24 protein-coding genes and 4 tRNA genes are annotated in these 26524 nt (G+C 68.6%); 16 read left to right on the top strand and 12 right to left on the bottom strand.

The window, feature by feature from the left end:
- Positions 1-29 precede the first annotated feature (29 nt).
- The 3 genes from JK358_RS36160 (at position 30) to JK358_RS36150 (ending at position 2531) form a co-directional block, all read left to right on the top strand.
- Positions 30-662: an SRPBCC family protein gene (locus JK358_RS36160; protein WP_201957687.1), complete on the top strand. Its 633-nt coding sequence runs from the start codon at positions 30-32 to the stop codon at positions 660-662.
- Positions 659-2230 carry a flavin-containing monooxygenase gene (locus tag JK358_RS36155; RefSeq protein ID WP_201957678.1) on the top strand — a complete coding sequence of 524 codons (1572 nt, stop codon included), beginning with the start codon at positions 659-661 and terminating at the stop codon, positions 2228-2230. The genes JK358_RS36160 and JK358_RS36155 overlap by 4 nt, the downstream gene beginning before the upstream one ends.
- Before the next feature lie 88 nt (positions 2231-2318).
- Positions 2319-2531, top strand: coding sequence for a hypothetical protein (locus JK358_RS36150; protein ID WP_201957676.1), 213 nt, complete (start codon positions 2319-2321; stop codon positions 2529-2531).
- A gap of 62 nt (positions 2532-2593) precedes the next feature.
- On the opposite strand, the gene JK358_RS36145 is transcribed toward JK358_RS36150, so the two are convergent.
- From JK358_RS36145 to JK358_RS36135, 3 genes are all read right to left on the bottom strand, one after another.
- Positions 2594-4696: an amylo-alpha-1,6-glucosidase gene (locus JK358_RS36145; RefSeq protein ID WP_201957674.1), complete on the bottom strand. Its 2103-nt coding sequence runs from the start codon at positions 4694-4696 to the stop codon at positions 2594-2596.
- On the bottom strand, positions 4693-5850 hold the full coding sequence (locus JK358_RS36140) for a glycosyltransferase family 4 protein (RefSeq protein WP_307817903.1): 1158 nt from the start codon (positions 5848-5850) through the stop codon (positions 4693-4695). The genes JK358_RS36145 and JK358_RS36140 overlap by 4 nt, the downstream gene beginning before the upstream one ends.
- A 191-nt stretch (positions 5851-6041) precedes the next feature.
- A complete protein-coding gene (locus JK358_RS36135; protein WP_201957673.1) occupies positions 6042-6266 on the bottom strand; it encodes a DUF6374 family protein in 225 nt (74 codons plus the stop codon).
- 201 nt (positions 6267-6467) lie between these two features.
- Between JK358_RS36135 and JK358_RS36130 the strand changes: the two genes are divergently transcribed.
- Both JK358_RS36130 and JK358_RS36125 read left to right on the top strand, forming a co-directional pair.
- The gene (locus tag JK358_RS36130) at positions 6468-6902 is read left to right on the top strand and encodes a DoxX family protein (RefSeq protein WP_201957671.1); all 435 of its coding nucleotides are present in this window, start codon (positions 6468-6470) and stop codon (positions 6900-6902) included.
- 196 nt (positions 6903-7098) lie between these two features.
- On the top strand, positions 7099-7542 hold the full coding sequence (locus JK358_RS36125) for a hypothetical protein (RefSeq protein WP_201957669.1): 444 nt from the start codon (positions 7099-7101) through the stop codon (positions 7540-7542).
- 61 nt (positions 7543-7603) lie between these two features.
- On the opposite strand, the gene JK358_RS36120 is transcribed toward JK358_RS36125, so the two are convergent.
- The 3 genes from JK358_RS36120 to JK358_RS36110 all read right to left on the bottom strand — a co-directional run bounded on the left by JK358_RS36120 (position 7604) and on the right by JK358_RS36110 (position 7871).
- A tRNA-Val gene (locus tag JK358_RS36120) sits at positions 7604-7678 on the bottom strand.
- 25 nt (positions 7679-7703) lie between these two features.
- Positions 7704-7774 (bottom strand) — tRNA-Cys (locus tag JK358_RS36115).
- Positions 7775-7798: 24 nt separating this feature from the next.
- Positions 7799-7871: transfer RNA gene (locus JK358_RS36110), tRNA-Gly, on the bottom strand.
- 301 nt (positions 7872-8172) lie between these two features.
- Between JK358_RS36110 and JK358_RS36105 the strand changes: the two genes are divergently transcribed.
- The 3 genes from JK358_RS36105 to JK358_RS36095 all read left to right on the top strand — a co-directional run bounded on the left by JK358_RS36105 (position 8173) and on the right by JK358_RS36095 (position 9498).
- Positions 8173-8244 (top strand) — tRNA-Val (locus tag JK358_RS36105).
- Positions 8245-8330: 86 nt separating this feature from the next.
- Positions 8331-8870 carry a hypothetical protein gene (locus JK358_RS36100; RefSeq protein WP_201957668.1) on the top strand — a complete coding sequence of 180 codons (540 nt, stop codon included), beginning with the start codon at positions 8331-8333 and terminating at the stop codon, positions 8868-8870.
- Between the two features lie 55 nt (positions 8871-8925).
- Positions 8926-9498 carry a TetR/AcrR family transcriptional regulator gene (locus tag JK358_RS36095; protein ID WP_201957666.1) on the top strand — a complete coding sequence of 191 codons (573 nt, stop codon included), beginning with the start codon at positions 8926-8928 and terminating at the stop codon, positions 9496-9498.
- A 61-nt stretch (positions 9499-9559) separates the two neighbouring features.
- Here the strand turns inward: JK358_RS36095 and JK358_RS36090 are convergent, their stop codons facing one another.
- A complete protein-coding gene (locus JK358_RS36090) occupies positions 9560-11320 on the bottom strand; it encodes a CocE/NonD family hydrolase C-terminal non-catalytic domain-containing protein (RefSeq protein ID WP_201957665.1) in 1761 nt (586 codons plus the stop codon).
- Positions 11321-11605: 285 nt separating this feature from the next.
- Here JK358_RS36090 and JK358_RS36085 point away from each other — a divergent pair, with 285 nt between their 5' ends.
- The 3 genes from JK358_RS36085 (at position 11606) to JK358_RS36075 (ending at position 15476) form a co-directional block, all read left to right on the top strand.
- Positions 11606-12934 (top strand): hypothetical protein, encoded by a 1329-nt coding sequence (locus tag JK358_RS36085; RefSeq protein ID WP_232852497.1) that lies wholly within the window; start codon positions 11606-11608, stop codon positions 12932-12934.
- 77 nt (positions 12935-13011) lie between these two features.
- Positions 13012-14247: an AAA family ATPase gene (locus JK358_RS36080; RefSeq protein ID WP_201957663.1), complete on the top strand. Its 1236-nt coding sequence runs from the start codon at positions 13012-13014 to the stop codon at positions 14245-14247.
- The gene (locus JK358_RS36075; protein ID WP_201957660.1) at positions 14244-15476 is read left to right on the top strand and encodes a vWA domain-containing protein; all 1233 of its coding nucleotides are present in this window, start codon (positions 14244-14246) and stop codon (positions 15474-15476) included. The genes JK358_RS36080 and JK358_RS36075 overlap by 4 nt, the downstream gene beginning before the upstream one ends.
- A 1-nt stretch (position 15477) precedes the next feature.
- On the opposite strand, the gene JK358_RS36070 is transcribed toward JK358_RS36075, so the two are convergent.
- Together JK358_RS36070 and JK358_RS36065 are read right to left on the bottom strand one after the other, a co-directional pair.
- Positions 15478-15828, bottom strand: a complete 351-nt coding sequence (locus JK358_RS36070) for a cupin domain-containing protein (protein ID WP_372440802.1) — start codon at positions 15826-15828, stop codon at positions 15478-15480.
- 5 nt (positions 15829-15833) lie between these two features.
- Complete coding sequence (locus JK358_RS36065) at positions 15834-16202, bottom strand: nuclear transport factor 2 family protein (RefSeq protein WP_201957652.1); 369 nt, start codon at positions 16200-16202, stop codon at positions 15834-15836.
- 148 nt (positions 16203-16350) lie between these two features.
- Here JK358_RS36065 and JK358_RS36060 point away from each other — a divergent pair, with 148 nt between their 5' ends.
- Positions 16351-19638, top strand: coding sequence for an ATP-binding protein (locus tag JK358_RS36060; RefSeq protein WP_201957651.1), 3288 nt, complete (start codon positions 16351-16353; stop codon positions 19636-19638).
- Positions 19622-20053 carry an SRPBCC family protein gene (locus JK358_RS36055; RefSeq protein ID WP_201957650.1) on the top strand — a complete coding sequence of 144 codons (432 nt, stop codon included), beginning with the start codon at positions 19622-19624 and terminating at the stop codon, positions 20051-20053. Before JK358_RS36060 ends, JK358_RS36055 begins: the two co-directional genes overlap by 17 nt.
- Here JK358_RS36055 and JK358_RS36050 read toward each other — a convergent pair.
- A complete protein-coding gene (locus tag JK358_RS36050; RefSeq protein ID WP_201957649.1) occupies positions 20050-20340 on the bottom strand; it encodes a hypothetical protein in 291 nt (96 codons plus the stop codon). The two genes, JK358_RS36055 and JK358_RS36050, sit on opposite strands and share 4 nt — an antisense overlap.
- A 235-nt stretch (positions 20341-20575) precedes the next feature.
- On the opposite strand from JK358_RS36050, the gene JK358_RS36045 reads away from it, so the two are divergent.
- Genes JK358_RS36045 through JK358_RS36035 form a run of 3 tightly spaced genes read left to right on the top strand, consistent with a single transcriptional unit; the run spans position 20576 to position 22424 of the window.
- Positions 20576-21130, top strand: coding sequence for an RNA polymerase sigma factor (locus tag JK358_RS36045; RefSeq protein ID WP_201957648.1), 555 nt, complete (start codon positions 20576-20578; stop codon positions 21128-21130).
- Positions 21127-21396: a hypothetical protein gene (locus tag JK358_RS36040; RefSeq protein ID WP_201957647.1), complete on the top strand. Its 270-nt coding sequence runs from the start codon at positions 21127-21129 to the stop codon at positions 21394-21396. Before JK358_RS36045 ends, JK358_RS36040 begins: the two co-directional genes overlap by 4 nt.
- Positions 21397-21440: 44 nt before the next feature.
- Entirely contained in the window at positions 21441-22424 is a 984-nt protein-coding gene (locus JK358_RS36035; protein WP_232852499.1) for an alpha/beta hydrolase, read from the top strand.
- Positions 22425-22488: 64 nt separating this feature from the next.
- Here the strand turns inward: JK358_RS36035 and JK358_RS36030 are convergent, their stop codons facing one another.
- Entirely contained in the window at positions 22489-24468 is a 1980-nt protein-coding gene (locus tag JK358_RS36030; RefSeq protein ID WP_201957645.1) for a M36 family metallopeptidase, read from the bottom strand.
- 24 nt (positions 24469-24492) lie between these two features.
- Complete coding sequence (locus JK358_RS36025; protein WP_201957642.1) at positions 24493-26520, bottom strand: M20/M25/M40 family metallo-hydrolase; 2028 nt, start codon at positions 26518-26520, stop codon at positions 24493-24495.
- Positions 26521-26524 lie beyond the last annotated feature (4 nt).

Below are 26524 nucleotides of genomic sequence, written 5' to 3'. Positions count from 1 at the left end.
GTCACATCGCGACAATTCCGGAGGCAGCCATGAGTGCCACCTCGTTCCTGCACACCCAACACGCGGCGCAGCAGCCCGTGGACGATTCCGTCTTCGACACCGCCGCACTGGTCTTCACCATCGAACCGACCTTCAACGCGCCCCTGCACGCGGTTTGGACCGCCCTCGACGACGACCGCGCGTGGAGCTGGCTGCCGTTCCCGCGCCTCGGCGTGAAATACGACTCGCCCGCCCGCGGCGTCGGCGTCGTCCGCGATATGGGATCGGTCTTCCACCCATTGCGCTTCCTGTGGGTGGAGCGGGAACGCTTCTGGCGCTACGAGCCACTGCGCCGCATCACTTTCGGTGTGGTGAGCGGCAATTGGATGCAGTACCTGGCAGTCCGCCAGTACGCCGAGGACATGGTCTTCACCGATCTCGGCGACAACCGCACCAAGGTGGCCTGGACGGTCGCCGTGACGCCGCGCGGCATCCTACGCATCGGCACCTGGTTCCCGGCGGCCTGGCGGCTGGCCTATCACATCGGCGGCACCGGCCCGCTCATGCGCCGCCGCGTCGCACAGGTCGCCCGCGACTCCGCGCCCGCACCGGAATCGATCACCGGCAACGGGCACACCGCGGCCCGTCCGAGCGCCGAGCGAACCAAGGGCGGCGCCAAATGACCGAACTCGAAGCGCCGCAGTACGAAGTCGTCGTCATCGGCGCGGGCCTGGGCGGCATCTGCGCCGGGGTGAAACTCCAGGAGATCGGGATCGACGACTTCCTGATCATCGACCGCGTCGGCGGACTCGGCGGCACCTGGTACACCCACAGCTACCCCGACGCCGGCTGCGATATCCCCAGCACCACCTACCAGTTCTCGTTCGCGCGAAAACCCGACTGGGACAGGCTCTTCGCCAAACGCGACCAGATCCTGGAATACCTCGAGCAGGTGGCCGCCGACTACGACCTGCCCCGCCGAATGCGGTTCCACACCACCGTGGTTCGCGAGGAATGGGACGACACGCATCACCTGTGGCGTCTGCATCTGGCCTCCGGCGCGCCGATCACCGCCCGCTTCGTGATCAGCGCCGTCGGCGCGTACGTCAATCCCAAGGCGAATCCGAACATTCCAGGCTTGGACTCCTTCACCGGGGAGCGCATGTACCCGGCGGACTGGAACCACGACTACGACTTCACCGGCAAGCGGGTCGCCATCATCGGCGTCGGCGCGAGCACCATGCAGATCGCGCCGAAACTCGCGCCGCAGGCCGAACGCCTCGATCTCTACCAGCGCACCCCGCAGGTCTACCTGCCGAAACCGGATTTCGTACTGCGTCCGTGGATGCAGCGGTTCCTGGCCCTGCCCGGCGGCTCCGCGCTCGTCAACGGCATCGCCCAGGGGGTGATCGACACCGGCCTGCGGATCGCCATCTACACGCCGCATCCGGCGTGGAAGGCGGGTGCGCGCCTGGTCGACTTCGCCGGGAAACGCGCCTATGCGGGCTGGGTGCGAATCAAGGTGCGGGACAAGGAGACCCGTCGGCAGCTGCGTCCCGGCTTCGGCATCGTCTGCCTCCGCGGCGGCGCGGGCGGCGACTACCTCCCGACCCTCAACCGCGACAATGTCGAGCTCATCACCTCCGGCATCGCCGAGATCACCCCGCACGGCATCCGCGACGCCGACGGCGTGCAGCGCGATATCGACGCCCTGGTGCTGGCGACCGGCTACCAGGTCTTCTCCGACCCGGAGACCTATCCGCCCGGAACAGTGCTGGGCCGCAACGGATTCGACCTCGGGCACTTCTACAACACCGAGGAACTCAAGGCCTACTACAGCACCTCGGTCGCCGGAATTCCCAACCGCTTCATCATGATCGGGCCCTACTCCTGGACCGGCACCGCGTTCCACTACTTCGTCGAGAACGCCATGCGGCATATCGCCACTGTCATCGACGAGACCCGCCGCCGCGGGCAGACCACCGTCGAGGTGCGCCCGCAAGCCCAGGAGCGGTTCCATCAGGAGATGCTGCGCAGCGGCCGAAACCTGGCCTACTACTTGGAAACCCGCTGCGAAGGGTCCAACAGCTACTTCGTCAACTCCCAGGGCCGCTCGCCGTACCTGCGCCCGTGGTCGCTGCTGAAGACCTACCGCAAGGCCGTCCGCTTCGACCGCGACGACTACACCTACACCAGCCCGGCCCCGATCGCGGAGGTGGCGTCGCGGGAAACCGCCGGTGCGCACGTGTGAATCCGGCGCAGCGGGGAATTCCATGATCAGCTGTTGAAGTTCGAGTCTTTTCACGCTGTTCCGTACTCACTCGGTGGAGGGCAGTGCGATGACCTACTTCTCACCGGCCGTTTCCTTCGAAACGGCGGATCTCTGGCTGGCTCAGTACCGTGACTGCGGCTGTGAACCCCTCTGTCTCACCATGGAAAAGGCGAGATTCGTGCTCGCCGTGCACGCCGGGCACGGACCGGCCTGCCGGGAGTATCTCGGGGCCTCGGCCTTCGTCGCCGAGACCGAGCGCTTGACCGAATGCGCCGGATGACGACCACGATCGGACGGCTCGGCCTGGTCGCCGAGCCGTCCGATCGCGCCGGGGCGAGCCGATCAGGAATCGATGAGCGTCCAATCCGGTGGCAGGTCTTGCACTTTCATGGACGATCCCTCCGCTTCGATGCTCAGGGTGTGCGCACCCAGGCGGAGATCGGTGAGGGATACCCGCCCCCAGCGTTCGGGTAGCCGCGGTTTCAAGGTGATCCGGCCGCGCGGGACATCCACGTCGAGGCCGAGCATGGAGCGCACCAGCAGCAGGGGAGCGGCACTCGCCCAAGCCTGCGGCGAACAGGACGTGGGATACGGGACGGGCGAACGGAATTGGCTGCGGGAGAAGCCGCAGAACAATTCCGGCGGACGGCCGTCGAAGGCCAGCGCGGCATCCAGCAGGCCCTCGGCCAGCCGTTCGGCGAGCTCGGCCGCACCCGGCACATGCCGGTAGCGCATCAACCCCGCGACGGCGATCGCGGTGTCGTGCGGCCACACCGAGCCGTTGTGGTAGCTCATCGGATTGAACGCGCCCATCGTCGCCGCGAGGGTGCGTAATCCGAAGCCGCAGTCCATCTCCGGGCTCGCCAGCTGCTCCACGACGCGGGCCGCGTGCTCGTCGTCGACGATGCCGGTCCACAGGCAGTGCGCCATATTGCTGGTGAGCGCGTCGACGCGGCGCTTGTCCCGGTCGAGGGCGGTGGCGAACCAGCCGCGCTCGGGCATCCAGAAGGCCTCGGTGAAACGCGCTTTGCCCTCGGCCGCTAGGGCTCTGAGCCGTTCGGCGCTCGCGCTGTCGCCATCGGCCTCGGCCAGTTCGGCGCGGGCCAGCCGCGCGGCGTACACGTAGCCCTGCACCTCGCACAGCGTGATCGGGGCTTCCGCGACATGCCCGGCGGCATCGTTGATTCCGTCGAAACTGTCCTTCCAGCCCTGATTCATCAGGCCGCGGTCGGTCTTGCGGTGGTATTCCACCAGGCCGTCGCCGTCGGCGTCACCGAAGTGATCGATCCAGGACAGCGCGGCGTCGGCGGCGGGCAGCAGTTCCCGCACCACATGCTCGTCCGCGCCCCAGCGGCGGCATTCGCCGAGCAGCATCACGAACAGGGGAGTGGCGTCGGCGGTGCCGTAATACACGCTGCCGCCGAGGATTTCGTGCCCGGCCGGGCCCCGCCGCATCTCGTGCATGATGCGGCCGGGCTCCTCCTCGGTCAGCAGATCCACCGTGGTGCCCTGCAGTTTCGCCAGCTGCCGCAGCGTGCCCACCGCGAGATCGCTGTCCAATGGCAGCGCCATCCACGAGGTGAGCAGGCTGTCGCGGCCGAACAGGGTCATGAACCAGGGCGCGCCCGCCGCCACGTACGCGGGCATGCCCTCGCCGTGATCCTCGATACGCAGTGCGCCCAAATCACTTTCGGTATGCGCCAGCACATGCGCCAGACCGGGATCGCTGGAGGTGAGATCGGTGGCAGTGGCGCGCCACGCCTTCATCCGCTGGCGTGGATTGTCGTCGTTGCCGCAGACGATCGGGATCCGGCGATGGCCGATCACCGGCTCGGCGAGCACCGAGGTGCGCCACTCGCCGCGCGCGGGGACCACCGCCCGCCAGGTCAGCGTGCCGGGCGCGGCGAGCGGTTCCTCGCTGCCGCACACCACCAGGCCGCGGCCGGTGTCACCGTGATCGGCGATATGCAGTTCGCCGCCCGCCACCGTCATATCGGCCGCGCCCGGCTGGCCGCGACCCTCCTTGACCGCGAACAGATCCGCGAAATCGCCGTCCACGTGCAGGCTCACCGTCACCGCGGTGTCCTCGCGGCCGAGATTGTGCACGCTGATCGTTTCCTTCATGCCCTCGCCGATCATGCGGCGGCGCACCACCAGCACGGTGCTGTCGGCCAGTCCCGGACGCGGCGGCACCCGCAGCACGAACCGTGCCGCGAACGCCTCCGGGGCGAGCACCGTCAACTGATCCGGATGCTGCCCGTCCACACGTAATTCCCAGCGCGACAACACTCGTGTGTCACGGAAGAACAACCCCTGCGCGGTGCCCGGGTGGATGTCGCCGAGCTGATCGGACAGGCAGAACGTACTCGCCTCCACCAGCGTGACGGTGGGGCCGGACCCGCCGACACCGATCGGCGGGCCCGCATTGAAGACTTCCCCGTTCACGCCGGGCTCGTCTCGTCATGACCGAGGAAGGCCAGCGCCCGCTCGTACGCCAGCGCCGACGGATCACGGCCCGGCACAACGACTTTCGGCTCCCGCGCCAGGACGGAGCGGTACGCGGCCTCATAGCCCGCGCCCAGATGCTCCATGGCGAACCGCTGCTCCACCCGCTGTCGGCAGCGCGCCGGATCCAGGTGCCGCGCTTCATGAATCGCGGCGGGCAGCTCGGACGGATCATCACAGATCAGGCCCGTGACGCCGTCCTCCACCACCTCCTCCACGGCGCCGCCGCGCAGGGCGACAACCGGTGTGCCACATGCCATCGCCTCGATCATCACCATGCCGAACGGCTCCTCCCACTGAATGGGGAACAGCAGGCAGCGCGCCGCGGACAGCAACTGCTTCTTCGCCTGGGCATCGGCCTCACCGAAGACGCAGTCGTCGTCGGTGAGCAGCGGCCGCACCTTCGCCTCGAAGAACTGCTGCTCGGGAGCCTCGTTGCACTTGGCCGCCAGCACCAGCGGCAGGCCCGCCTCGTGCGCGGCCGTCAAGGCCAGATGCGGGCCCTTGTACTCGGCGTACCGGCCCAGGAACAGGCAGAAGTTCTGCTTGTCCGTCCGGAAGGGGAACTCGCTGGGCCGAATCGCGTTGTACACCCGGCTGTTCCAATTCAGATCCGGGGCCAGCGACCGCTGCCGATCACTGATGGCCACCAGGTGCGCGCTGTCGCGCATGGCCCGGTAGTACTCGACCTCGTCGCCGTCGACCGGCCCGTGCACGGTCACCACCGTCGGAATTCCCAACGCGCGGAAGGCCGGCGCGTTGAGCGGCCCCGCGAAGGTGTGGTCGTGCACCACATCGATCCGCTCGGATTCGGCCAGATGCTCCACGGCGCGGCGAACCTTCAACGCGTGCAACACTTCCGGAAACGGATTGCCCAGCAGCTCCGGCAGCGTCCGATCCCAGATCGGTATGAACCGAGCCTTGGTCCCATTGCTTCCCGCTCCCAGCAGAGTGACCCGGTGCCCCCGCTCGACCAGGGCATCCGCCAGCTGTGCGACCACCGCCTCCACACCCCCGTATCCACCCGGCGGAACCTCGAAGTAAGGGGGCGCGACCAACACAACGTGCAGTCGCCTGCGCGAAGCCACCGAAATGGAAACCGTCGGCTCGGATAGGAACGCGGTACTGCTCACGGCAATCACTCCTCAGCTGTCGTTGCTGCGAATCACCTGCGAAAACAGACACACTCCTGACCTGTATGAAGTTGTGCAGACCCACGTATTACGTGCCCAGCGGCCCGCCCGCTAATCCCATTTCCCCCAAAATAGGTCTCTGACCAGGCGATTCATCTTTCCGTAGCGGTCGGTTCCGCCCCGGCCGGATCCCCTTGCCCGGCAACGCGTCCCGCAGTCTCCTCCGCGTAGATCCGCATCCCCTCCGCGATCTTCCGCGCCGCATGCTCCAACTGCTCCGGCGTCAACCACTTCCCCCAGGCCGCGGCATCCAGCAACTGCCGCCGCACCTGATCGAGATTCATCCGCGCCCACTCCAGGCGACCCAATTCCGGCATGGCACCGAACCCTACCTCGAGTCGAACAAACTTTCGATACTAGGTGTGGGGTCCGACAACCACCGATCCGGCGACCCGCGAGACCGGCTCGCACGGTGATCCCGAAAATCTTTCCCGCACAGCGATGAATCCCACGCGAGCGTCCCGTCCTACCTGTTGAACGCGCCACCAACGCAGCGCGACAGACCAGAAGGACCCGAAATGACCGCCACCACCGCCCCCGCCTTCTCCACCGCCGCCCCCGCCGCCCCCGGCAAGATCCGCAACCGCGTCCTGTGGACCCTGCAGATCCTGCTCGGCCTCTTCTTCATCATCGCCTCCGGCGGCCCCAAGCTCGTCATCCCGCACCTGCTCGCGGACAACGCTCCCGAGAACCTCACCATCCCCATGGCCCTGCTCATCTTCATCGGCCTCGCCGAAGTCTCCGGCGGCATCGGCCTCATGGTCCCCCGCCTCACCTCCCTCGCCGCCGCGGGCCTGACCATCCTCACCATCCTCGCCGCCGCCACCCAGGCCTTCATCGCCGACAAGCCCGCCATGGCCATCTTCCCCCTGGTCCTCGCCGCGATCTTCACCTGGATCGCCTACGAGCGCCGCGCCGGCCTCACCACCCTGCGAAACTCCCTCTTACGCTGACAATTCCGCAAGCACCACAGGGCGATCGGTGGCCACGCCACCGGTCGCCTTCTGCTGTCCGGCACATCAGCGCCCACCGTTGCGCGCCCCGCTAGGCTGTGCCTCGGTCACATCACGACCGATCAGTTCCCGCCGCAACCGGCACCCCGCTCGGCACACCGCGAATTCTTCGAGCTCACCGGAAGGACACGGCTCCATGAAAAGCACTCTGCTCCGGCGCGGAATCCTCAGCGCAGCCTGCGCCATCGCCACGATCACCGCGCTCGCCCCGCCCTCCACCGCAGGCATCGTCGGCGTCATCGTCTACAACACCGGCAGCGAAGGCCCCGTCATGGGCTGCCCGCAAACCATCGAGGCCGGAGTCTCGAACCCGGTAGAAGGCGACTTCGCCATCACCGTAGACGGCACCCCGTTGGCAGGCGTCTCCTACAACCCCACCGACGGCGCACACGCCCTGTGGACCCCGACCCGACTCGGCTGGCACACCATCGAGGTACACCAGTACACCCCCGACGGCTCCGACCTCACCGGCCGCCTCGATATCGACGTCCGCCGCACCGGAATCAACGCCGGCAGCTCCTGCCTGGTGAACGGCCTCCCCCTCCCCATCAACCCCCACACCGGATCCCTGTTCACCTGATCGGCGGGGTCGGGAAATGCAGAAAGGCCCGGCGAAAGCCGGGCCTGATCTGTATGAAACTTGGTGCGCGATACTGGGATTGAACCAGTGACCTCTTCCGTGTCAGGGAAGCGCTCTCCCGCTGAGCTAATCGCGCGAGCTTGGTACCTCTTCTTGCAAAGAGGCGGCGACGGGAATCGAACCCGTGTGCACGGCTTTGCAGGCCGTTGCCTCACCACTCGGCCACACCGCCAAGCAAGGCCGGTTATGGCCTTCGAGCGGATGACGGGATTCGAACCCGCGACCCTCACCTTGGCAAGGTGATGCGCTACCAGCTGCGCTACATCCGCATTTCGTTCCCGGGGCCTTGCGGCTGTCCCGGTGACGAGAGAGAACATTAGCCGACTATCTGCGCACGGACCAAATCGCCTGGTGAGCGGCGGTAAATGTGAACTACAGGGGTGTAGTTCGCGGTGCGGGTCAAGCCAACGGTGGGCGTCGCGTGGGTGAAGGTTGGCGGGCGACACGCCAGACTGCCCGTCGGAGGACGGTTTTACGGCGTTGTGCACGCGATTTGGTGTGACGGCAGTTGTGCTTGTAATCTTCTATCTCGTTCGGAGCGGCCGAAAACGCCAGGAAGAACACCCGCACGGTTCTATAGCTCAGCGGGAGAGCACTCGCCTCACACGCGAGGGGTCGCTGGTTCGATCCCAGCTAGAACCACTCGAAGCAGCCGGTCATCGACAATCTGTCGGTGACCGGCTTTTTCGCGTCCAGCGATGTTGCTGAAAGATAGCTAGGGTGGGGCGATGAGCTGGACTCGTGAGCTGCAGGTCGCGCCGCCGTGGGTGATCGCCCTGGTCGCGGGTGTGGGCGTATGGGTGTACGGCGTGGTGGTCGGCCTCGACGTGGTTGGTGCCTGGTTCTTGGCCGTGGTGGTCGGGGGGATGGCCGGTGTCTCGACGGTCGGTCGGTATCGCCGCTTCGGCGGGCGCGCGGGCGCGCGCCGGTTCTACGATGCGCTGCACACCGAAACCCTGCCGGCGCTGGACTCTTTCGATGAGGTCGTCCGATGGAACGACCTCATCGCCGCCGAGCGCCGCCGGTGCCGGGAGAGCCGCGCCATGGCATGGATGCTGCTGGGGATCGGGGCCATCGCGCTGGCGATATGGGCTTACCTGGTGGTGACGGCCCCGTATCCGCCGGGCGCCGAGCTCCCCGCGGCGGGATTCCTGTGCCTCGCGGGATTCATCTGGTTCCGGACAGTCGGTCCGCGTACTCTCGACCGGCTGGATCGCCTGGGACGTCAGGGTGATGAACGCGGTTACACCGGATATCTGGCGGCCTGAGGGCGCTCGGATCGGCTTGACTGGCTATTCGGTCAGGCTGCATATAGTGGACGTCGTGTCCGACCGCCAGACCCAGATCCTGGAAGCCGCTATTCGCGTGATCGCCCACGATGGCGTCCGCGGATTGCGTATCGAGAAGCTCGCCGCCGAGGCCGGGGTGTCCACGGCGCTGATCTACTACCACTTCAAGGATCGCGCGGGCGTGCTGCAGCACGCGCTCGAACACATCAGCAGTCAGGCCGCGCGGTATACCGACAGCGCTTTCGCACAGGACAGCCCGCGGGCCGCGCTGGAGGAGATGCTGCTGCTCGAGATCGAGGATGTGCCCGAGGTGCGCGACAACAGCACCGCGTGGGGTGAGCTGCGGGCCAGCGCCGTGTTCAATGATGATCTGCGGGAACAGTTGCGGGCTTCGACCGAGGCGTGGGTCGAGGATGTCACGACGCTCATCGAGCGGGCGCGCGAAGCCGGGCTGACCATCCGCGATATCGATCCGGCCGCCGCGGCGGGACGGCTCACCGCGCTCGTCGAAGGCTTGAGTGAGCGCTGGCTGAGCGGATCGCTCACGGTGGAACGCGCACGGGAACTGTTGTCCGGGTCGATCGTCGCCGAACTCGGCCGACTCTGACCGACCCGTCCGTCAAACGGCGGAATCCACTGCATCACCGAGCGGGAACCCGCCGGAATGTTCAGCCGAGGGTGAGGTCGAGGTACGACTCGGCGGTGGCGAGCGAACCGACGGTCGTGGTGCCGCCACCCGCGTACGAGTAGAGCAGGTCGCGGCTGTTGACGACCAGGGCCAGGCGGTGGCCTTCGGGCAGGTCGTAGCAGGCGGCCTGCAACCGCCACTCGATCGTGCGGTTCTCCTCCGGGGTGAGGCGGTCGACGGTGTACGGCTCGTGGGTGATGAGGTGGGCGGTGTTGTCGGCGGCCACGTCGAACAGGTAGGCGACGAAACTCGCTGTGGTTTCCGGGCTTCGGACGGTGAGCTTGACCGTGGGCGCACCGCGCAGGCGACGGCCTTCGGGCAGGGAGTCGGTCAGCCAGATCAGCAGCTGATCGCGTTCGAAATCGTCGAGGCGATAGACCTTGGGCGTGCCGTACCACTCGCGCTGGCCGGTCTGGAGCAGGGGCGTGTCGGTGGCTCTGGCCTGGGTTTCGTTGCCCGCGCGGAAGTTTCGCTCCCAGCCGGCGTCGGCCTTGTCGCCGAGCGCGCAGTCGGGGACGCCATCGGCCAGATACCAGCGTTCGGTGCGGGTGTTCTCGCCCCAGCAGGATTGCCGTTCCCGGGTGGCGGGCTCGATGATTCGCTGTCCGCCGCCGGGTACGGGCTGGGTCCGGTAGGTGAACATGATCTGGTTGCGCACGCCGGTCTCGGGTGCGTCGCCGTCCTCGGTCAGGTAGTGCCGCAACCAGTTTCGCGCCTCCTGCATCGGCGTCAGCAGGCCCGGGAACGCGATGCCGGTGGGGACGCCGACCAGGCCGGCGCCTTCGGGTGCGCCGTGGTCGCCGATCCACAGGTTCAGCTGTTTGGGCACCGTCAGGTGGGTGAAGGTGTCGAGCAGCTGATTGACCGGGAACAGGGTCTCGTGCCAGGTGTTGGACATGAATGTCGGCACATCGAGTTTATTGGTGAGCGCGAGGAAGTGCTCGGGTGAGCGGTCGAGCGCCCATTCGATCACGGCCTCCATATTCCGGCCCGCCTCGAAATCCTCGAGGAGTGCGCGGGTTTCCGGATCGAATTTCTCGGTGACCGGGCCGCCGGTGAAGCCGACCAGCGCCCGCAGGGCGGCCAGATGCCGGGTTCCGTTGTCGTAGAGGCTGGTGGCCAGGCTGCCCCAGGTGCTGAGCGCGACGACGACCGACACTCGCGAATCATGCGCCGCCACCAGCTGGCTGATACCCGAACCGTACGATTCGCCCAGGAATCCGACCTTGCTGATGTCGAGCTTTCCGTACGTGTGGGTGAGCAGATAGGTGGCGTCCGCGCGGTCCTGCGGGCCGCCGACATCGATGAATCCCCCCGAGGTGGACGGCAGCGCCGGGTCGCCCAGGCCCCGGGGCGTGTAGGCGAGGACGTGATATCCCTCCGCGGCCAGGGTGAGGTAGGTCCACACGAACGGCAACCAGCCGTAGGGGCTCCACCCGGCCGGGACCACCACGAGCGGCCGTTGCCCCCCGGCGTTCTGGTTGATCAGCACGGTCGACAGCTGCACCCCGTCGGGCATGGGGACGTAGCCGATCTCGACGGTGGCGATGCCGCGCACGCTGTCGACGAGCTGCCGAAATTCCGGGGGCAGTTCGACCCCCGCGGTGCCCTGCGCCGCCGCCAGTAGTCCTCGTGCGACTGCGAGTGCGGCCGGACTGTAGTCCAGGCCGCCGGCCAGTACGCCGTAGCGGGCGATGTCGTTCAGGGTTTCTTCGGTGACATGCTGAATGGGATCGGCCATTTTTCTTGCACCCCAATTCGATTCATGACACAACTATTTCAACATCATGAAATGCTGTGCCAGGGAACAATATTCGGCCCAATTGATGGTAGTTACCTGTGGCGCAATGTATTACGCGATTCGGCTATTCCCAATTCGGACAACCCGGTCGGTCTTTCACCGGGGGCGGGGTACCGTCGCGCGCCGTCCCGGCTCGCCGTGATCGCTCCAAGTTGCTACGATCGGCACGATGACGACTTCTTCTGATCGCAGATTGGGGGTCCCGTTCGCGCCAGGTGAGTGCTGATGCTCACTGACCTCGCGAATGCGGATTTCCCGCTTCCTTCCTTCTGGCCGCGCGTGCGCGAGTTCGCCGTGCCGCCCTCCATGATCGAGACCGCGACCGCCCGGCGTACCGCCGGAGACTGGGCGGGGGCCTGTGCCGCCGCGGGTTTCGATGTCGATATCGATCTCCGCCGACTGGCGCGCACCCACGGGCGGGAACTGGCCCACCGGGTGCGGGCCGACCTGCGGAATCTGGCCCCCGACCTGCTGCGATGGCATATGCCGCGAGTCGCTCCGGACGGGCTGCTACGGCCGGGACTGACCATCGCGCTGGCCGGATATCCGGCGGCGTCCGGAAACCCTTCCGGTGGTAATGGTTTCGTTCATCTGGTGGCGCGCACCGCACCCGCGTGGGCGGAGTCGGGGCAGCGGATCACGCTGGCGCTGTGGGACGGAGCGCGCACCGCGAACGGTCCGCATCCACATCCCCGGCCCGATCGGCGGTACCGGCTGGATCTGCATCGCCACCTGTGGGACGCGCGCCGCGCCGACGAGCTCGGACCGCGCAGCGACGCGGACGGGCCCGCCGAACGGTGGGCGGCCGAGGCGCGCATCCTGCTCGATGCCGAAGGGCGGCAGGCCGATACGTTCCTGCTCCGGTTGGGCGCCCGGCGGCGAGTGGTCGCCGAGCTGACCGAGGACGATGACGGCGCGCCGCTCGTGCGACGGGCGGCGGTGGATCCCGCGGGCGGCATCACCGCGCTGCCGGTGCTGCCCGACGCGGCGACTTGGGCGCTGCCCGATCGGGAACTGTTGCGCGCCGGTGTGCTCTCGGCCGATCAGCTGCATCCGCTGGTCGCCGCGGCACTGGTTCCGGACCGGCCTGCGGGCGAATCCCGCTGGGCGGGAGCATCCTCGGATCGGGAACGCTGGGTCCGGTGCCGGGGCGAACAGCACCGCATCGGAATGGTCGACGGCATGCTGACGGCGCTGGACCATGACCCGGACGAGATCCGCCGCGAGGAACTGCTGGTCGCGCTGACCGGTACCCCGCTGCCCTGCCTGCGCGCCATCGATCAGGCGCACCGAAATCCGGACTGTCTCACGGGTGTTCGGGAACGGCTCGACCACGGTGATACCGCGGGCGCGCTCGCCGTCGTCGAAGGACTGCTCGGCCCCGAGGCCGTCCTGCGCGCGGGTGCGCTGCGCGACGAACTGGAAGCGTCCGCGCACCGACGGGTCACCTACGGCTTGTACCGGGCCGGGCTGACTCGGTTGGAACCGTGCGCCCCCGCCCAACCCCGCCCGCGCGATCGGCGCGCACATCCGCGCCACGCGACCACCCGCTGATCCCGCGACCACCGCATCTGCTTGCGCGGCGATGCGCACTACTCGTCAATCCCCGCTACCCATAAGGTGATTCATACATGTCGATCCACATCCTGCCCCACGTTCGCTCCGCCGATGCCGCACAGCTCGACATCGCCGACGACCTGCTCGCCCTGCTGGCCGACACCACCACCGAACCCCGCACCGACACCCAGCTCGAGGCGCTCACGCTGGCCGTGGCCGCTGATCTGCCGGTGCTGCTGTGGGGCGAACCGGGCATCGGCAAGACCGCCGCGCTGACCCAGCTGGCCGAGTCCCTGGAGCTCCCGCTGACGACGGTGATCGCGAGTGTCCATGAGCCGTCCGACTTCTCGGGTCTGCCCATCGTGGGTGACGATCCCGCCGAGCAGGGCGTGCCGATGGCTCCGCCGGACTGGGCGGTCCGGCTCGTCCGGGCGGGTCGCGGGCTGCTGTTCCTGGACGAACTGTCCACCGCGCCACCGGCTGTGCAGGCCGCGCTGCTCCGGGTCGTCCTGGAGCGGCGGGTCGGCGCGCTGACACTGCCGCCCGGTGTGCGGATCGTGGCCGCCGCCAATCCGCGCTCGTCGGCGGCGGACGGCTGGGAGCTGAGCCCGCCGCTGGCCAACCGGTTCGTGCACCTGCAGTGGACGCACGACCACGAGGTGGTGGTCCGCGGACTCGGCGGGGTGTGGCCGCGTGCGCGGATGCCCCGGCTCGATCCGGAAAAGCTCACGGAGGCCGTCGCTTTCGCTCGACGCGCGGTATGCGTGCTGCTCGCTGCCCGCCCGAAACTCGTGCATCAGCTGCCCACCACCGAAACCCGCCGGGGCGGGGCCTGGGCCTCGCCGCGCAGCTGGGATATGACCATGCGGCTCATCGCCTTCGCCACGGCGGCGGGCTCGTCGCGGGATGTGCTGTCGCAGTTGATCCGTGGCACCGTGGGGGACGGTCCGGGATTCGAGCTGCTCGCCAGCATGGACCGCATGGATCTGCCGGATCCTGAAGCGCTGCTTGCCGATCCGATGTCCGTGGCGCTGCCGGAGCGCGGGGATCTGCGGCAGGCGGTCCTCGACGGCGTGGTCGCGGCGGTCCGCAAGTGTCCGGACCGGGCGCGCTGGGACGCCGCGTGGGCGGTGCTGGTGCGGGCCGCGGATACCGGAGCGCCGGATCTGGTGGTCGTCCCCGCGACCACGCTTGCCACACTGCGACAGGACAATTGGGCGGTCCCGGCCTCGATCGACCGGCTCACCGGCGTGGTGTCGGTCTCGCAGCGCGCCGATCGCGCCGCCGACCTCGTCGAGGCGGGCCGATGACCGTGGAAGCACCGGCCACCCTGGATCTGGAGAAACTCTTCGCCGCCCGGCTGTACGCCGTCCGCGTCCGGCCCTACTTGGCGACCGCGCTGTTCGCCCTGCACATCGTGGAGTGCCGTCGAGTCCCGACCATGGGCGTGGACCGCTACTGGCGCTGCTATGCAGCACCGGCGTTCGTCGACCGCATGCCCGTCGAGGAATTGGCGGGCGTTCTCGTACACGAGGTATCGCACCTGCTGCGCGACCATCATGGGCGTGGTGAGCGTTTCGCCCGCGAGCACGAACTGACCGGAGCGGCGGAAGCCTTGCGCCGCAATATCGCCGCGGATTTCGAGATCAACGACGACATCTTCGGCGACGGGCTGGTCCGTCCTGCGGGTGCGGTCATGCCCGCCGATATCGGCCTGCCCGAGGGCAAGCTCATGGAGGAGTACCTGCGCGAATTCCGTTTCACCGCATACACCAACGATATGGCCTGGCTCGACTGCGGCAGCGGTGCGGACGGCTGGGACCGCGAGTGGGAGCTGGGGCCCGACGGCGCGGACGGTCTCAGCGAGCAGGAGCGCGACGGTGTGAGATTCCGTGTGGCGCAGGGCATCATCGGCCGGCCGGGCAACACCCCCGAGGGCTGGCGACGCTGGGCGCAGGAGGTCTTCCATCCGCCCCAGCCGTGGCGCGACCTGCTCGGCGCGGCGTTGCGCGCCGCCGTCTCGGCTCCCGGGGTCGGCGAGGACTACACCTACCGCCGCCCGGCCCGTCGTTCGGCGAGTCTCCCCGGTGTGGTGCTGCCCAGCCTGCGTCGCACGCCCCCGCGCGTGACCGTGGTCATCGATACCTCGGCCTCGGTCAGCGATACCGAATTGGGCAGTGCCCTACTGGAAGTCGCTGCCATCTCCCGTGCGATAGGCGGTCGCCGAGACCTGGTCACAGTGCTGTCCTGTGATGCCGCCGCTCGGATCGCGCATCCGCTGTGCGCGGCCGAGGGCATCCCGCTGCTGGGTGGGGGTGGCACGGATCTGCGCAGCGGATTCGCCAAAGCCCTTCGCACCCACCCGCGTCCGGACGCGCTCGTCGTGCTGACCGACGGCCAGACTCCGTGGCCGTCGGCCAAACCCTCGTGCCGGACCGTGGTGGGCCTGTTCCGGCGCAACAACACCCGGCGCTCCTACGATCCCGACTATGTTCCCGACGGCCCGCCCGCCTGTGCGCGGGTCGTCGAGATCGGTTGAGCTACTTGGCGTAATCGCTCACGCCCCACCAGTCGACGAGGATCACCTCCTCGTCGCCGACCACCCAGGCGTCGTGCCCGGACGGCAGTGCGGTGACCTGTCCGGGCCCGGCGTCGAATTCGGTGCCGTCGGCCATCAGAATGTGGATCGTGCCCGCCACGTGGTACTGGAAATGCGGGGCCAGGCACCAGTCGGTGCCCGCGATCGGCTTGACGTGCTCGGACCAGCGCCAGCCGGGTTGCAGGACGAGCCTGCCGATCTCCCGGTCGCCGACCTTCAGGATCTCGGCCCGGCCGTATTCGAAGGCGCGCACCTCGTCGGGTGCCGCGAAGTCACGATGCTCGGTATTCATCTCGCTCACTGATCCCATGCTTGGACGCCGGTCTCCCGGACGATGCGGCCGTCGGCGAGATCCAGGGTCGCCGCGCACAGCACCCGGGTGCCGTCGGGGTAGCGACAGGATTCGAAGAAATTCACCGTCACGCCATCGGTGACGGCGTGCTGGATCTCGTGTGTCATCTCGCGCCCGCACACATCGTCGAGGTAGGCCCCGATCTGGTCGCGGCCCCGCAGGACGAGCGGGTGGCTCGGCGGATTGTTCTGATCGATGAGCCGGATCTCGGCGTCCTCGGCGTAGAGCGCGCGCAATCCCGCGGAATCGCGCTCCTCGATACTGCGGCGGAATTCGTCGAGGTCGAATCCGCGGGCGGCTTCGGTATTGCTCATGATTACCCCTTCCTCGGTGTTTTCGCTGGTGGAGGAAGTGTGCGCGGCGTGCGTCAAATGCCCGTCAACTCGGCTGCGGCCGTGCGGACAGGGGGTTGCCAGCGCGGTGCCGGGGGCAGAGACTGAAGTCTCGCGGAGAGGGTGCGCGATGCTGCGGATACAGGTCCTCGGCCCCCTGCGGGTCGAACTCGACGGAAGATCGGTGGAACTGCCGGATCGGCGGCAACGCGTGTGCGCCCTACTGGCCTGGCTGGCCGTCCACCCCGGCCCACATCACCGTTCGCGCCTGGCGGGGGAGTTCTGGCCGGAGGTCCCGGAGGCCAATGCGCGAGCCAGCCTCCGCAGCGCGGTGTGGGCGTTGCGCGCCGCCCTGGGCCCGGCGGGCGGCTGCCTCGAAGCGGACCGCGACACCGTGCGCCTCGGCGGTGAAATCCGGGTCGACCTGGCGGAGTTCGAGCGCCTGGCCGCCGTCGGCGATCGTGTTGCGGCCGTGGAGCTGTGCCGCGGTGAACTGCTGGCCGGCTGGCACGAGGACTGGGTTGTCGAGCTGCGCGCCGAACACTCGCGTCGGTTGGCCGCAGCGCTGGGCGACTTGGCCGCTCGCGCCGAGGCCGGGAATGATGCCGGCGGCGATGTGCGGGCCGCGATCGGTTGGGCCCGGCGGCGTGTCGACCTCGACCCGGCGAACGAACTCGCCGGGCGTGAGCTGATCCGGCTGCTCTCCCTGGCAGGGGACGAACAGGAAGCGATTGCGGCCTACGCACGTCTGCGACGGGTGCTGAGCACGGAACTGGGCCTGTCGCCCTCCGCCGAGACGACGGCCCTCATGCACCGGATCCGCCCGCACGAACCCGCGGTCGCCCCTTGGTCTCCGCCCGCACAGCCACGCCCGGAGTTCATCGGCCGCGCCCGCGAACTGGAGCAGTTGCGAAAGTGCCTGGCGCGCACCGACACCGGCATCGGCCTCGTCGCCACCATTACGGGCGAGGGCGGGATCGGCAAGACAGCGTTGACCGAGGAAATCCTCGACGCCGCAGCACATCACGGTGCCCGGACCGCCGGCGGTGCGGCCGGTGGACCCGGCGGCATGCCGTACGAGGTGTGGTCCGCACTGCTGACCGACCTGCTCTCCGCCACCGATCCGCTGCCCTCGGACACACCGTGGTCCGCCGATCTGGCCCGGCTGGTCCCTGCCCTGGCGTCTCGCGCCCCCGTCGTCGGACCGGAGCACGATCGAATCCGCCTCTTCGAAGCCGTGATCGCCCTGCTGAGCACCCTGTCCGCACGTCACCCGCTGGCGCTCGCCCTGGAGGATCTGCACCTCGCGGACCCCTCCAGCCTGGACCTCCTGGGCTACGTAACCCGTCGAATCGCCCGCCACCCAATCCTTTTCGTCCTCACTCGCCGCCGCCTCCCGCCGAGCCCGCGCACCGAAGCAGTCCTGGGCGCACTACGCGCCAAGGGCAGCCTCGCGGCCGAAATCGAGCTGGGACCAATGGATTCCGATGATATCCGCGCCCTCGCCCAGCTCACCGCGGCCCGGACCGCGACCGGGGCATCCGCTACCCGCGCTCGGGTCGAACCGATCACCGCTATCGGCCTCGCCGCCGCAGCGTCGGCAGGCGCGCTGAACCCGGCGCAGCTGGCGGGGGTCGTCGCGGTGGCGGGTGGCAGCCCGCTGCTGGCGGTGGCCGCCGCGCGGCAGTTCGCCCTCGGCGAAGAAGGTTTCGCCACGGATCTGCGTGCTGCCACCCGGGCGGAGTTGGCGCGGTTGAGTGGGTCGGCCCGGTTGTTCGTGGAGTTGGTGGCGGTGGCCGGGCACGATATGCGTCGCGCGGAGATCGTGCGTTTGCCTGCTCTCGCCGATCCGGATCACGCGGCCACCGAGGCTCTGGGGTCGGGGCTGTTGCGAGTTCGTGAGGGGGCCATCGGGTTTCGGCATGCGCGGCTGCGGGCGGCGGTATACGAGGATATCGCCGAGCCGCTGCGGGCTCGGATGCATGAGGATCTCGCCGCCGCGTTGCGGGCGCGAGGCGTGCACGGCACTCGGCGGGCTGCCGAGATCGCGGGACATCTGCGCAGGGCTGGTCGCGATGATCTGGCGGTCGGCCACCTTGTCCATGCGGCCGCCGATGCGCGCGCGATGGCCGCGCTCGCCGAGGCTGCCGGCTTTCTCCGTGAGGCACTCGAGGTGGAGCCGGACAACCCTGACGCGTTGATCGAATTGGGGGAGGTGGAGGCGTGGCGCGGTCGGATGGAGGCCTCCGACGCCGCGTTCGATCGGGCACTGCGACTCATCTCCCCGCAGGACACGGGCGCTCTGGTCGCCGCCTGGTTGCGGCGCGGAATGTGGTTGCGCGGCGGGATCTGTCATCCGCGTGAGTCACGGCGTTCCTACCGTGCGGCATTGGATCTGCTGGAGCGCGAACCGGATTCGGATCCCACTATCCGGGCCGCGGTGCTGGCGGGATTGGCGTGGGCCGAATCGGTGGCCGGTGATCCGGATGAGGTCGCCGAATTGCTCGGTGCGGTAGGCGAACTCACCGAGGGCAGACCTCTCGGCGACCTGCTCTCCCATGATGTGGAGATGGCACGCGCGCACGCGCTGTTGCGTGCCGGGCAATTCGCCGAGAGTTTCGGGCCGCTGCTCGATGCGGCGGCAGCGGCCGGGCGGGCGGGGCGACCCGATCTGGCCTACAGCTGCTTGATCAATGCGGCGGGTGCGGCGGCGTGTGCCGGAATGTTCGAGCGGGCACTGGATTTCGCTGATCGATGCCTGTCGCTGGTGGTGCCGAACGATCTGCTGCGACTGATCGTGTACACGCAGTCCGGTCGCTGCGCGCTGCTGCGGCGGCTCGGGCGGTTGCCCGAAGCGCGTGCGGCCCTGGATGGCGCGGCGGCGGCCGCGGAACGTCTCGGCAGTGCGGATCTGGCCGGGCTGGTGCGGCATGATCGCGGCCTGCTGGCTCAGGCGTGCGGGGATCCCGATGAGGCGATTGCCCAGTTCCGGCGTGCGCTGAGTTCGGACGCACCGATCAGCCGAGCGTTGACCAGGCTGCACTGCGCCGAAATGCTCACCCGCACAGGCGATCTCATGGCCGCGGAGGAGGAGCTCCGGGAAGTCGCCTTGGAACCGGTGACGGCGGGCGACTTTCCCGACACCCTGGTGGCGCGAATGCAGCGCGTCCAGGGCCTGATCGCCCTCGCCCGCGATGATCGGGAGCTGGCCGTGACGCGCCTGCGGCAGGCGGAGCGGGCTTGGCGACGGCGCGTGGACGCGGGAAGCCCTACCGGAGAACGCTATTCGGCCACCATCGTCGATCTGGGCCGTCCACCGCTGGCCGCTTTCGTGGAACCCGACCGTGAGCTCGCTCTCGTGCTCGCGGACCTGTCACCCCTCGACCCCGCCGGGAGCGACCATGCCGAGCTTCGATGACCACGCGCACAGCGCCGCCGCCCCGGAGGATGTCTGGCAGCTGCTCTACGACCCGGGCCGATTCCCCGAATGGTGGGCGGGCATCGGATCCATCGATCCCGCACCGGAATCGCAGCCGGACCGCTACACCATGTACCCCGACGGCTACCCCGACTTCCCGATGCCCCAGACGCTGCGCACCGACCGCCACGACCGCCGCGTGACCATATCCTGCCTGGTCTCGGACCTGCTCTTCGAATGGCGGCTGGTCCCCGCCCGCACCGGCACCGACATCCACGTGCACGTCGAACTGCCGGAGGCCGAGGCCGCCCGGCTGGAGACCCAGCGGAGGATCGTTCGGGACTCGGTGTCCGCCCTGGCCGCGCTCGCGGCCGCCGGACACCCCTCCGCCGGGTCTGCCCCGTCGCGGTCCTAGCGCTGCGTCGTGGCCTTTTCCTGCTTCTCGTCCGGCCGGGCCATGCAGTGGAACTCCGTCGGCGTCATCTCCATGGCGTACTCGTTGTCGGGGCACTTCGACCCCATCCACATGCCGATATCGCACCGGTACAGCATGGTGTCGTCGTCCGGGTCGAGGGCGAACGATCCGGGGGTGCACAGCCCGGACGGGGCTTCCGCGTGCGCCGCGGCGGGTCCGCCGAGCATCGAGAAACCAGCAAGAGCACTGAGCACCGCGAGCGATGACAGTGCGGTCTTGACTGACATGTAACGCCTCCACTCTCTCTGTAGCCGATTGATCCCGAGGCAGCATAGTGAGATGTGAACTCCGGCGGGGGCGAATCCTTTTCGCGGATGGCGGCTCTTATGACTGTGCGGACAATCGAGTCCGGCATATCGGAGAAAGGGTTCACGATGATCGTAGGAATCGTGGTCGCGGTGGTCGCGGCCGTCTCGGTGTGCGGCTGTGTGCTGGTGCTGCGGCGGCGGAAGGCGCGGTCGCGTGGGTAGGGGAGCGGCGTCGTGGCCGGCGGCGCAGGTGGTCGCGGCGGCGCAGGGCGGGGATGAGGCGTCGATCGCGGCGCTGCTCTCCGGGGCGCATCCGCACGTCCGGCGGTTCGCGCATTCGCTGTGCGCGAGCAGCCAGGATGCCGAGGACGCGGCGCAGGAGGCGATGATCATCCTGTATCGCAAGATCGGGACATTGCGGGCGACAGCGGCCCTGGCCTCGTGGATGTTCCGGATCGTGCGCAACGAATGCCTGCGGCGGGTGGCGGAGTTGGCGCGCCGTGACGAAGCCGCCGCCGAGGCGTGGGTGTCCTCGGCCGAGGAGGATGTGCTGGCCCGGCTGGAGCTCGAGCGGGTGGCGGCGGTGATCGCGGCACTGCCCGTCGATCAGCGCCGGGTTCTGATCATGCGGGATGTGCAGGGCCTGCCCGGGAGCGTGGTGGCCGCGTCCGTCGGATTGAGCACGGCCGCCATGAAATCCAGGCTGCACCGGGCCCGTGCGGCGGTGCGGACCGAACTCGGCGAGCCGATCGAGGGGGTGCCGGAATGAACGGAGCACCGGACACTCGGTTCGCCAGCAGGTCCGTGCCCGCGCATCTGACGCGCGGAGTCCTCGGATTCGGTTCGCTCGTGGGCGCTCTCGCGCTGTCGCCAGTGGTCGGCTGGTTCAGCCTGCTTCTGCTGCCCCTCGGGGTGGTGGCGCTGCGCGGCTGCCCGGCCTGCTGGGTGATCGGGCTACTGCAGACGGTTTCGCTTGGCCGCCTGCGGAAGTCGTGCGAGAACGGCAGCTGCCAACTGGTCTCGCGGGGTCGTTGAAGCGCCGATCGGTGTTCGGCTCCGAATACCTGATCATGCGAAGGATGGCCGGGCTGGCCCTGGCGTTCACGATGGCCCTGGCGTGCGCGCCGGTTCACGCCGAACCGGTGTCGCCGAACGAATCCCGTATCGCCGCGTACGATCCCGTGGACGCTCGCCATCTGACCCTGCGGGTGTACTCGGCGGCCATGGCCCGCGAGATCACCGTGGAGGTGCAGCGCCCGGCCGACACCTCCCGGCCCCGCCCGGTCCTGTATCTGCTCAATGGCGCGGATGGCGGTGAGGGCACGGCGAATTGGGATCACCGCGCGCCGCAGGCCCTGGAGTTCCTGGCGGGCAAGGACGTCAACGTGGTGCAGCCGATCGGTGGATTCACCAGCTACTACACCGATTGGCGCGCACCGGATCCGGCGCTGGGCGTGATCAAGTGGAAGACCTTCCTGACCGAGGAGCTACCCCCGCTGATCGATTCGGCCCTGGGCGCGAACGGTTTCAACGCCATCGCGGGCCTGTCCACCTCCGGCACCTCGGTGCTGCAGCTGGCGATCGCGAAACCCGGCCTGTACCGGTCGGTGGCGTCCTATAGCGGCTGCGCGCAGATCAGCGACCCGCTCGGCTACGCCTTCGTGAACCTGGTGCTCGAGCAGGGCCCCGGCGACAGCATGAACATGTATGGGCCCCTGGGTGATCCGATGTGGGCGGCGAACGACCCCTATGTGCACGCCGACCGGCTGCGCGGGGTCGATCTCTACATCTCCAACGGCTCCGGCCTGCCCGGACCGCACGATGTGCTCGACGGCCCCTACTCGCTGCCCGGCTTCGACGGTCTGGCCCATCAGCTGACGGTCGGCGGCGTCCTCGAGGCGGCCACCGACTACTGCAGCCGAAATCTCCAGGCGCGCTTGACCGCTCTGGGCATTCCCGCCACCTACGACTTCCATCCGGTCGGCACCCACTCCTGGGGCTACTGGCACGACGCGCTGATCAATTCCTGGCCGGTGCTGGCCCGGGGACTCGATTCGCGGTGATGGATTCGCGGGGTTTCGGCGGCGGTCGGGGTGCAAATCGACTGCCGCCGAACCACTTCTGTGCTCAGACCACGACGTCGTCCGGCAGGGCGACGCCGCCGACGCAGCCGACGAACGACGCGTTCGGGCAGAAGGCGTCCACGCCCATCTCGTAGCGCGCGAAGGCCGTCCACGCCGCGTGCCGCACCCTCGTGAACTCGTCTTCGGTCAGCGTGCCGCCGCGCATGGCCTCGAACGCCCGCAGGATGGCGTCCCGTGCGATGAGCAGGGTCGGATTCTTCGGCGTCAATTTGAGCGCGTCGACGATCGCCTGCCAGGTCACCCGATAGCCGCGCGTTCGGTCGGCCAGCGCGCCGCTGACATTGCGGGTGAGCTGCATCAGTGCGGCACACCAGATTTCGCCCACATTGTGCACCGCCCGATAGGACAGGTCGGCATTGCCCGCGCCCGACACCTGGCCCGCCCGTTTCCCGATATCACCGAACGCGCCCGGGTACTGCTCGGTGTAGGGCCGCTGGCGGATGCCGCCCGGATCGTCGATCACCCAGTCGCCCACCACGGTTCGCTCCTCGGAGCGGGCGAAGTTGGTGATGGTGAGTGCGAAGAAATCCGACCAGCCCTCACCCATGGACCGCGACTGATCCTCGGTGAGACCGAGCCCGTCGAGCATGCCGCCCACCAGCCGGATGGTCACGCCGTGGCAGTACTCGTGGAACACCACGTCGGCGTCATTGGCGGTGTGCCGCCCGGAGTGCACGACCATGCCCATGTTCATGACCGAGCTGACGCCGTCCGCCGAGCGCGACATATTCGCGGTACCCTGTACCGCACCCGGATGCGCCTGTCCGATAACGGGATCCGCCCCACGCCCGTGCCCCGGCCGATTCACCTTCTGGAAGTTCCCCGACGCTTCGTCGAACCCCAGCATCATGAAGAAGTCGTGCATGTAGTTGCAGAAGTAGAAGATATTGGTGACGAACTGCTCGGGCGAGTTCTCGGCGGGCGCGAAGACGCCGTCGCCGTTGGTGGCGTCGACCACGAAGGTCTGCCGGGTCGTGCCGTTGATCGCGCGGCAGTTGTTGCCGTCGGTGGCCAGTCTGCCGTTCTGAATCTCGGTCCACGCCAATGGGAATCCGGACGGCATGTTCGGCGGGACCGGCATCGGGTACTGATCGGCGGGCAGCGGGAAGGGCGTCTGCACGAGGGCGCCCTGGGCTGGATTGTGCCGGAAGACCATTCCGCCGATGGCATAGGTGTTGGTGTCGAAGAAGTACAGGATCTCCGGCGTCTCCGGATCGGACCGGTCGGCGGCCACGAAAGCCTGGTACTGCGCGGTCAGATTCTCCCGGGACAGCGCGACGAGCCAGACCAGCCGCACATGCCCGCCCATGTACAGGTAGACCAGGCGCGCGGTGATGTCCTTCTCGAAGGATCCGCTGCTGAAGGTCATCGGCTGGTCATTGCGCGGCTGGAACGAGGTCCGCTCGTAGACATCCGCCGAAATATCGACGGCAGGAAGGGTTTCCGCACCGAAATTGGTGTGAATGGTGCGGGTGCGCGCGGCCTCCACCGCCGCCGCGCGCACGGCGGCCTCCGCGGGCACGGTCGGTTTCGCGGAGATGTTCGCGGGGATGCTCACCGTATCCCCGACGAGGCGATCGACCTCACCGCCCTCGTGCAGCCACACCTTCGGCGACATCGACCACACCTCGATGCCGTTCACCGTCTGGGTGAGGCTGACCACGCGCATACCCTCCGAGGTCACGGTGACCGTCGGATCGGCCTCGAATTCGACCGGCTCACCGGGCGCGAACCCGAGATCCGAGGCGACGGAGGCGGCGTACTCGCGGGCCGTGGCGATGTAGTCGGCGTCGGTGGCGGCGGGCCGGGCGAACGCCCGGTCCTCGGCGATGATCGATTCCCGATGTCCGGTGTACGGATTGGTCTGCGGCGCATCGGGTTCGGCGGGCACCTCGTCCCCGGCGATATCGGGCGGCCGTGGGACGCGGAAGTCGGCATTGCGCCGATCGATGATGGCGGTCATGGCAAGGTCCTTTGCTGCGGGTGATCAGAGTCCGGCGAGGGTCAGGGCGGTGGCGGTGACAGCGCGCGCGATGGATGCCGCGTACTCGGCATCATGATCGGCGTCGTGCACCGTGTCACCGGGTTGGTGATATCGGCGGGTGCCGGTGGCGGGTGCGGTGTCGGCGAAGAAGTTCTCCGAGACGCACACCGCCGCCCAGCCGCGCTCGTGGAAACTGGCGTGATCGCTGCGGCCCGCGGCGGGATCGTTCACGGTGAGCGTTTCGACCTCGAACTCCGGGGCCGCAGTGGCGAAAGCCTCGGCGAGCATGGTCGCGAGCGCCGCGGACCCGATGGCGGCGGGGCCGGGCACGGTCGAACCCGCATGCAGCTCGACTTTCCTTGTGCCACCCTGGAATCCGGCGATCATGTCCATCTGGAACACGGCGGCGATGCGGTCGCCGGCGGCGGCCGCGGCACGCGCATAGGCCTTGCTGCCGACGAGACCCTGCTCCTCGGCATTGAACAGCACGAAGCGAATGGTCCGATTCGGTTGCCGCCCCGCGGATACGAGCGCACGCAGGCATTCGGCCGCGCACAGCACCCCGGCGGTGCCGCTGCCGTCGTCGTCCGCACCGGGCGCGGGGTCGACTCCGGGCCGATAACGCCGCGGATTCCCGGCGTCGTCGACGAAATCGCCGTTGGCCGCGGTGGAATCGAGGTGGGCGGTGATCAGGACCGCATCCGTGCCGGGTACCTCGAGCTGGGCCTCCACATTGTCGAGCAGATGACCCCGCCACGAGAACCGGTGCAGCCGCACCGCGAACCCGAGGCTCGTGAACCGGCCGGCCAGCGCCGTCGTGACCCGCGGGTTGTCGGCGCTCGCCGCATCGCGGCCACGTACTGTCAGCGGCGCACCGTCCACCAGCGGCGCCGCGCCGGACAGTCGTGCGACATGCCCCCGCAGCGCCGGGGCGGTGATCGCCTCGCGAATCGCCTCCAGTGCGCCATCGAGCGCGAAACCACTGCCGCCCACTATGATTGGTGCTTCTTCCGCTCCCGGCAGCAGATTCGGGTCGGCAAGTAGCCGTTCCGTGTGCCCGTGCCCGGTATCGGGGATGTGGATATCCTCGACCACGGTCTCCGCATCGGCGCAGAGATATGCGCCACCGGCAGCCGGTCCCAGCAGGGTGACAGCGGATTTCAGCCCGTCGGTCGCGCCCGCGACGAAGTCGAGAACCGCCTCGGCACGCCGCCGCGCCGCATCGCCGGCCGACTCCGGTCCGCCGGTCCGCGCCGCGAAACCCTCAGGTGTGGAAGGGGGTTCGCCAGGTCGTCCGCCGGACCCATCCCCGGTCGTGCCGCGCGCGGTGGAGGCTGGTCTGCCTGGTCCGGCATCGGGGCGGTCGGGTCCGCTGTCAGATCGTGCGGGCGGGCTGTCGGGGCGGTCGTCGCGCACGAGAAATGCTGCGGTGTCGCCGACTTCGGCCTCGGGATCGACGGTGAACCCGGCCTCCTGTGCGGCCCGCACCCCCTGCTCGGTCACCATGGCGAGCACCATCTGATCTGCCGCGAGATGCACCGGCACGATCTCGCTCGCGTCGGCGACTGTGCGCAGCCGGGCCGAGGTGTGCTGCTCGTCGAGATGAATCCTGGCCCACAGCACGGTATCCCCGCGCACGGCGGCCGGGGCGAACACCGGATGTGGGGCCGTCCGCATTCCCACCCGGCGCGCCATGGCGCGCTCGGCGGGTTCCTCACCGAGGAACACGCAGTCGTCGGCGACCCCGCCTGCCGCGGCCACGGCCGCGTCGAAGATCGTGCGGGAAGTTTTCGCGCCCCAATGGATGAGCGCGCCCTCGAAGATGTCGCCGAAGGTCGCGGTGAGTGCCGCCGCCGCCCGTGCCGGAGCGGCCGGATCCGCGCCCGGATTCGAGATGATGCCCAGCCGATGCGGCGGGCCCGCCGCCAGCACCTCGCGGACCCGGGGCAGCGGCCGGAACCGGAACGAACCGTCCGCCCCCACACTGGCCTCGGCGAGTGTCCCGCCGATATCGAAATAGAGCACAGCCATTGTT

It is taken from the genome of Nocardia acididurans (genome assembly GCF_016741815.1).
In the GTDB taxonomy this organism is placed as follows: Bacteria; Actinomycetota; Actinomycetes; order Mycobacteriales; family Mycobacteriaceae; genus Nocardia; species Nocardia acididurans.
The sequence above is the reverse complement of the archived record's forward strand: the minus strand, read 5'-3'. Positions and strand labels throughout refer to the sequence as shown.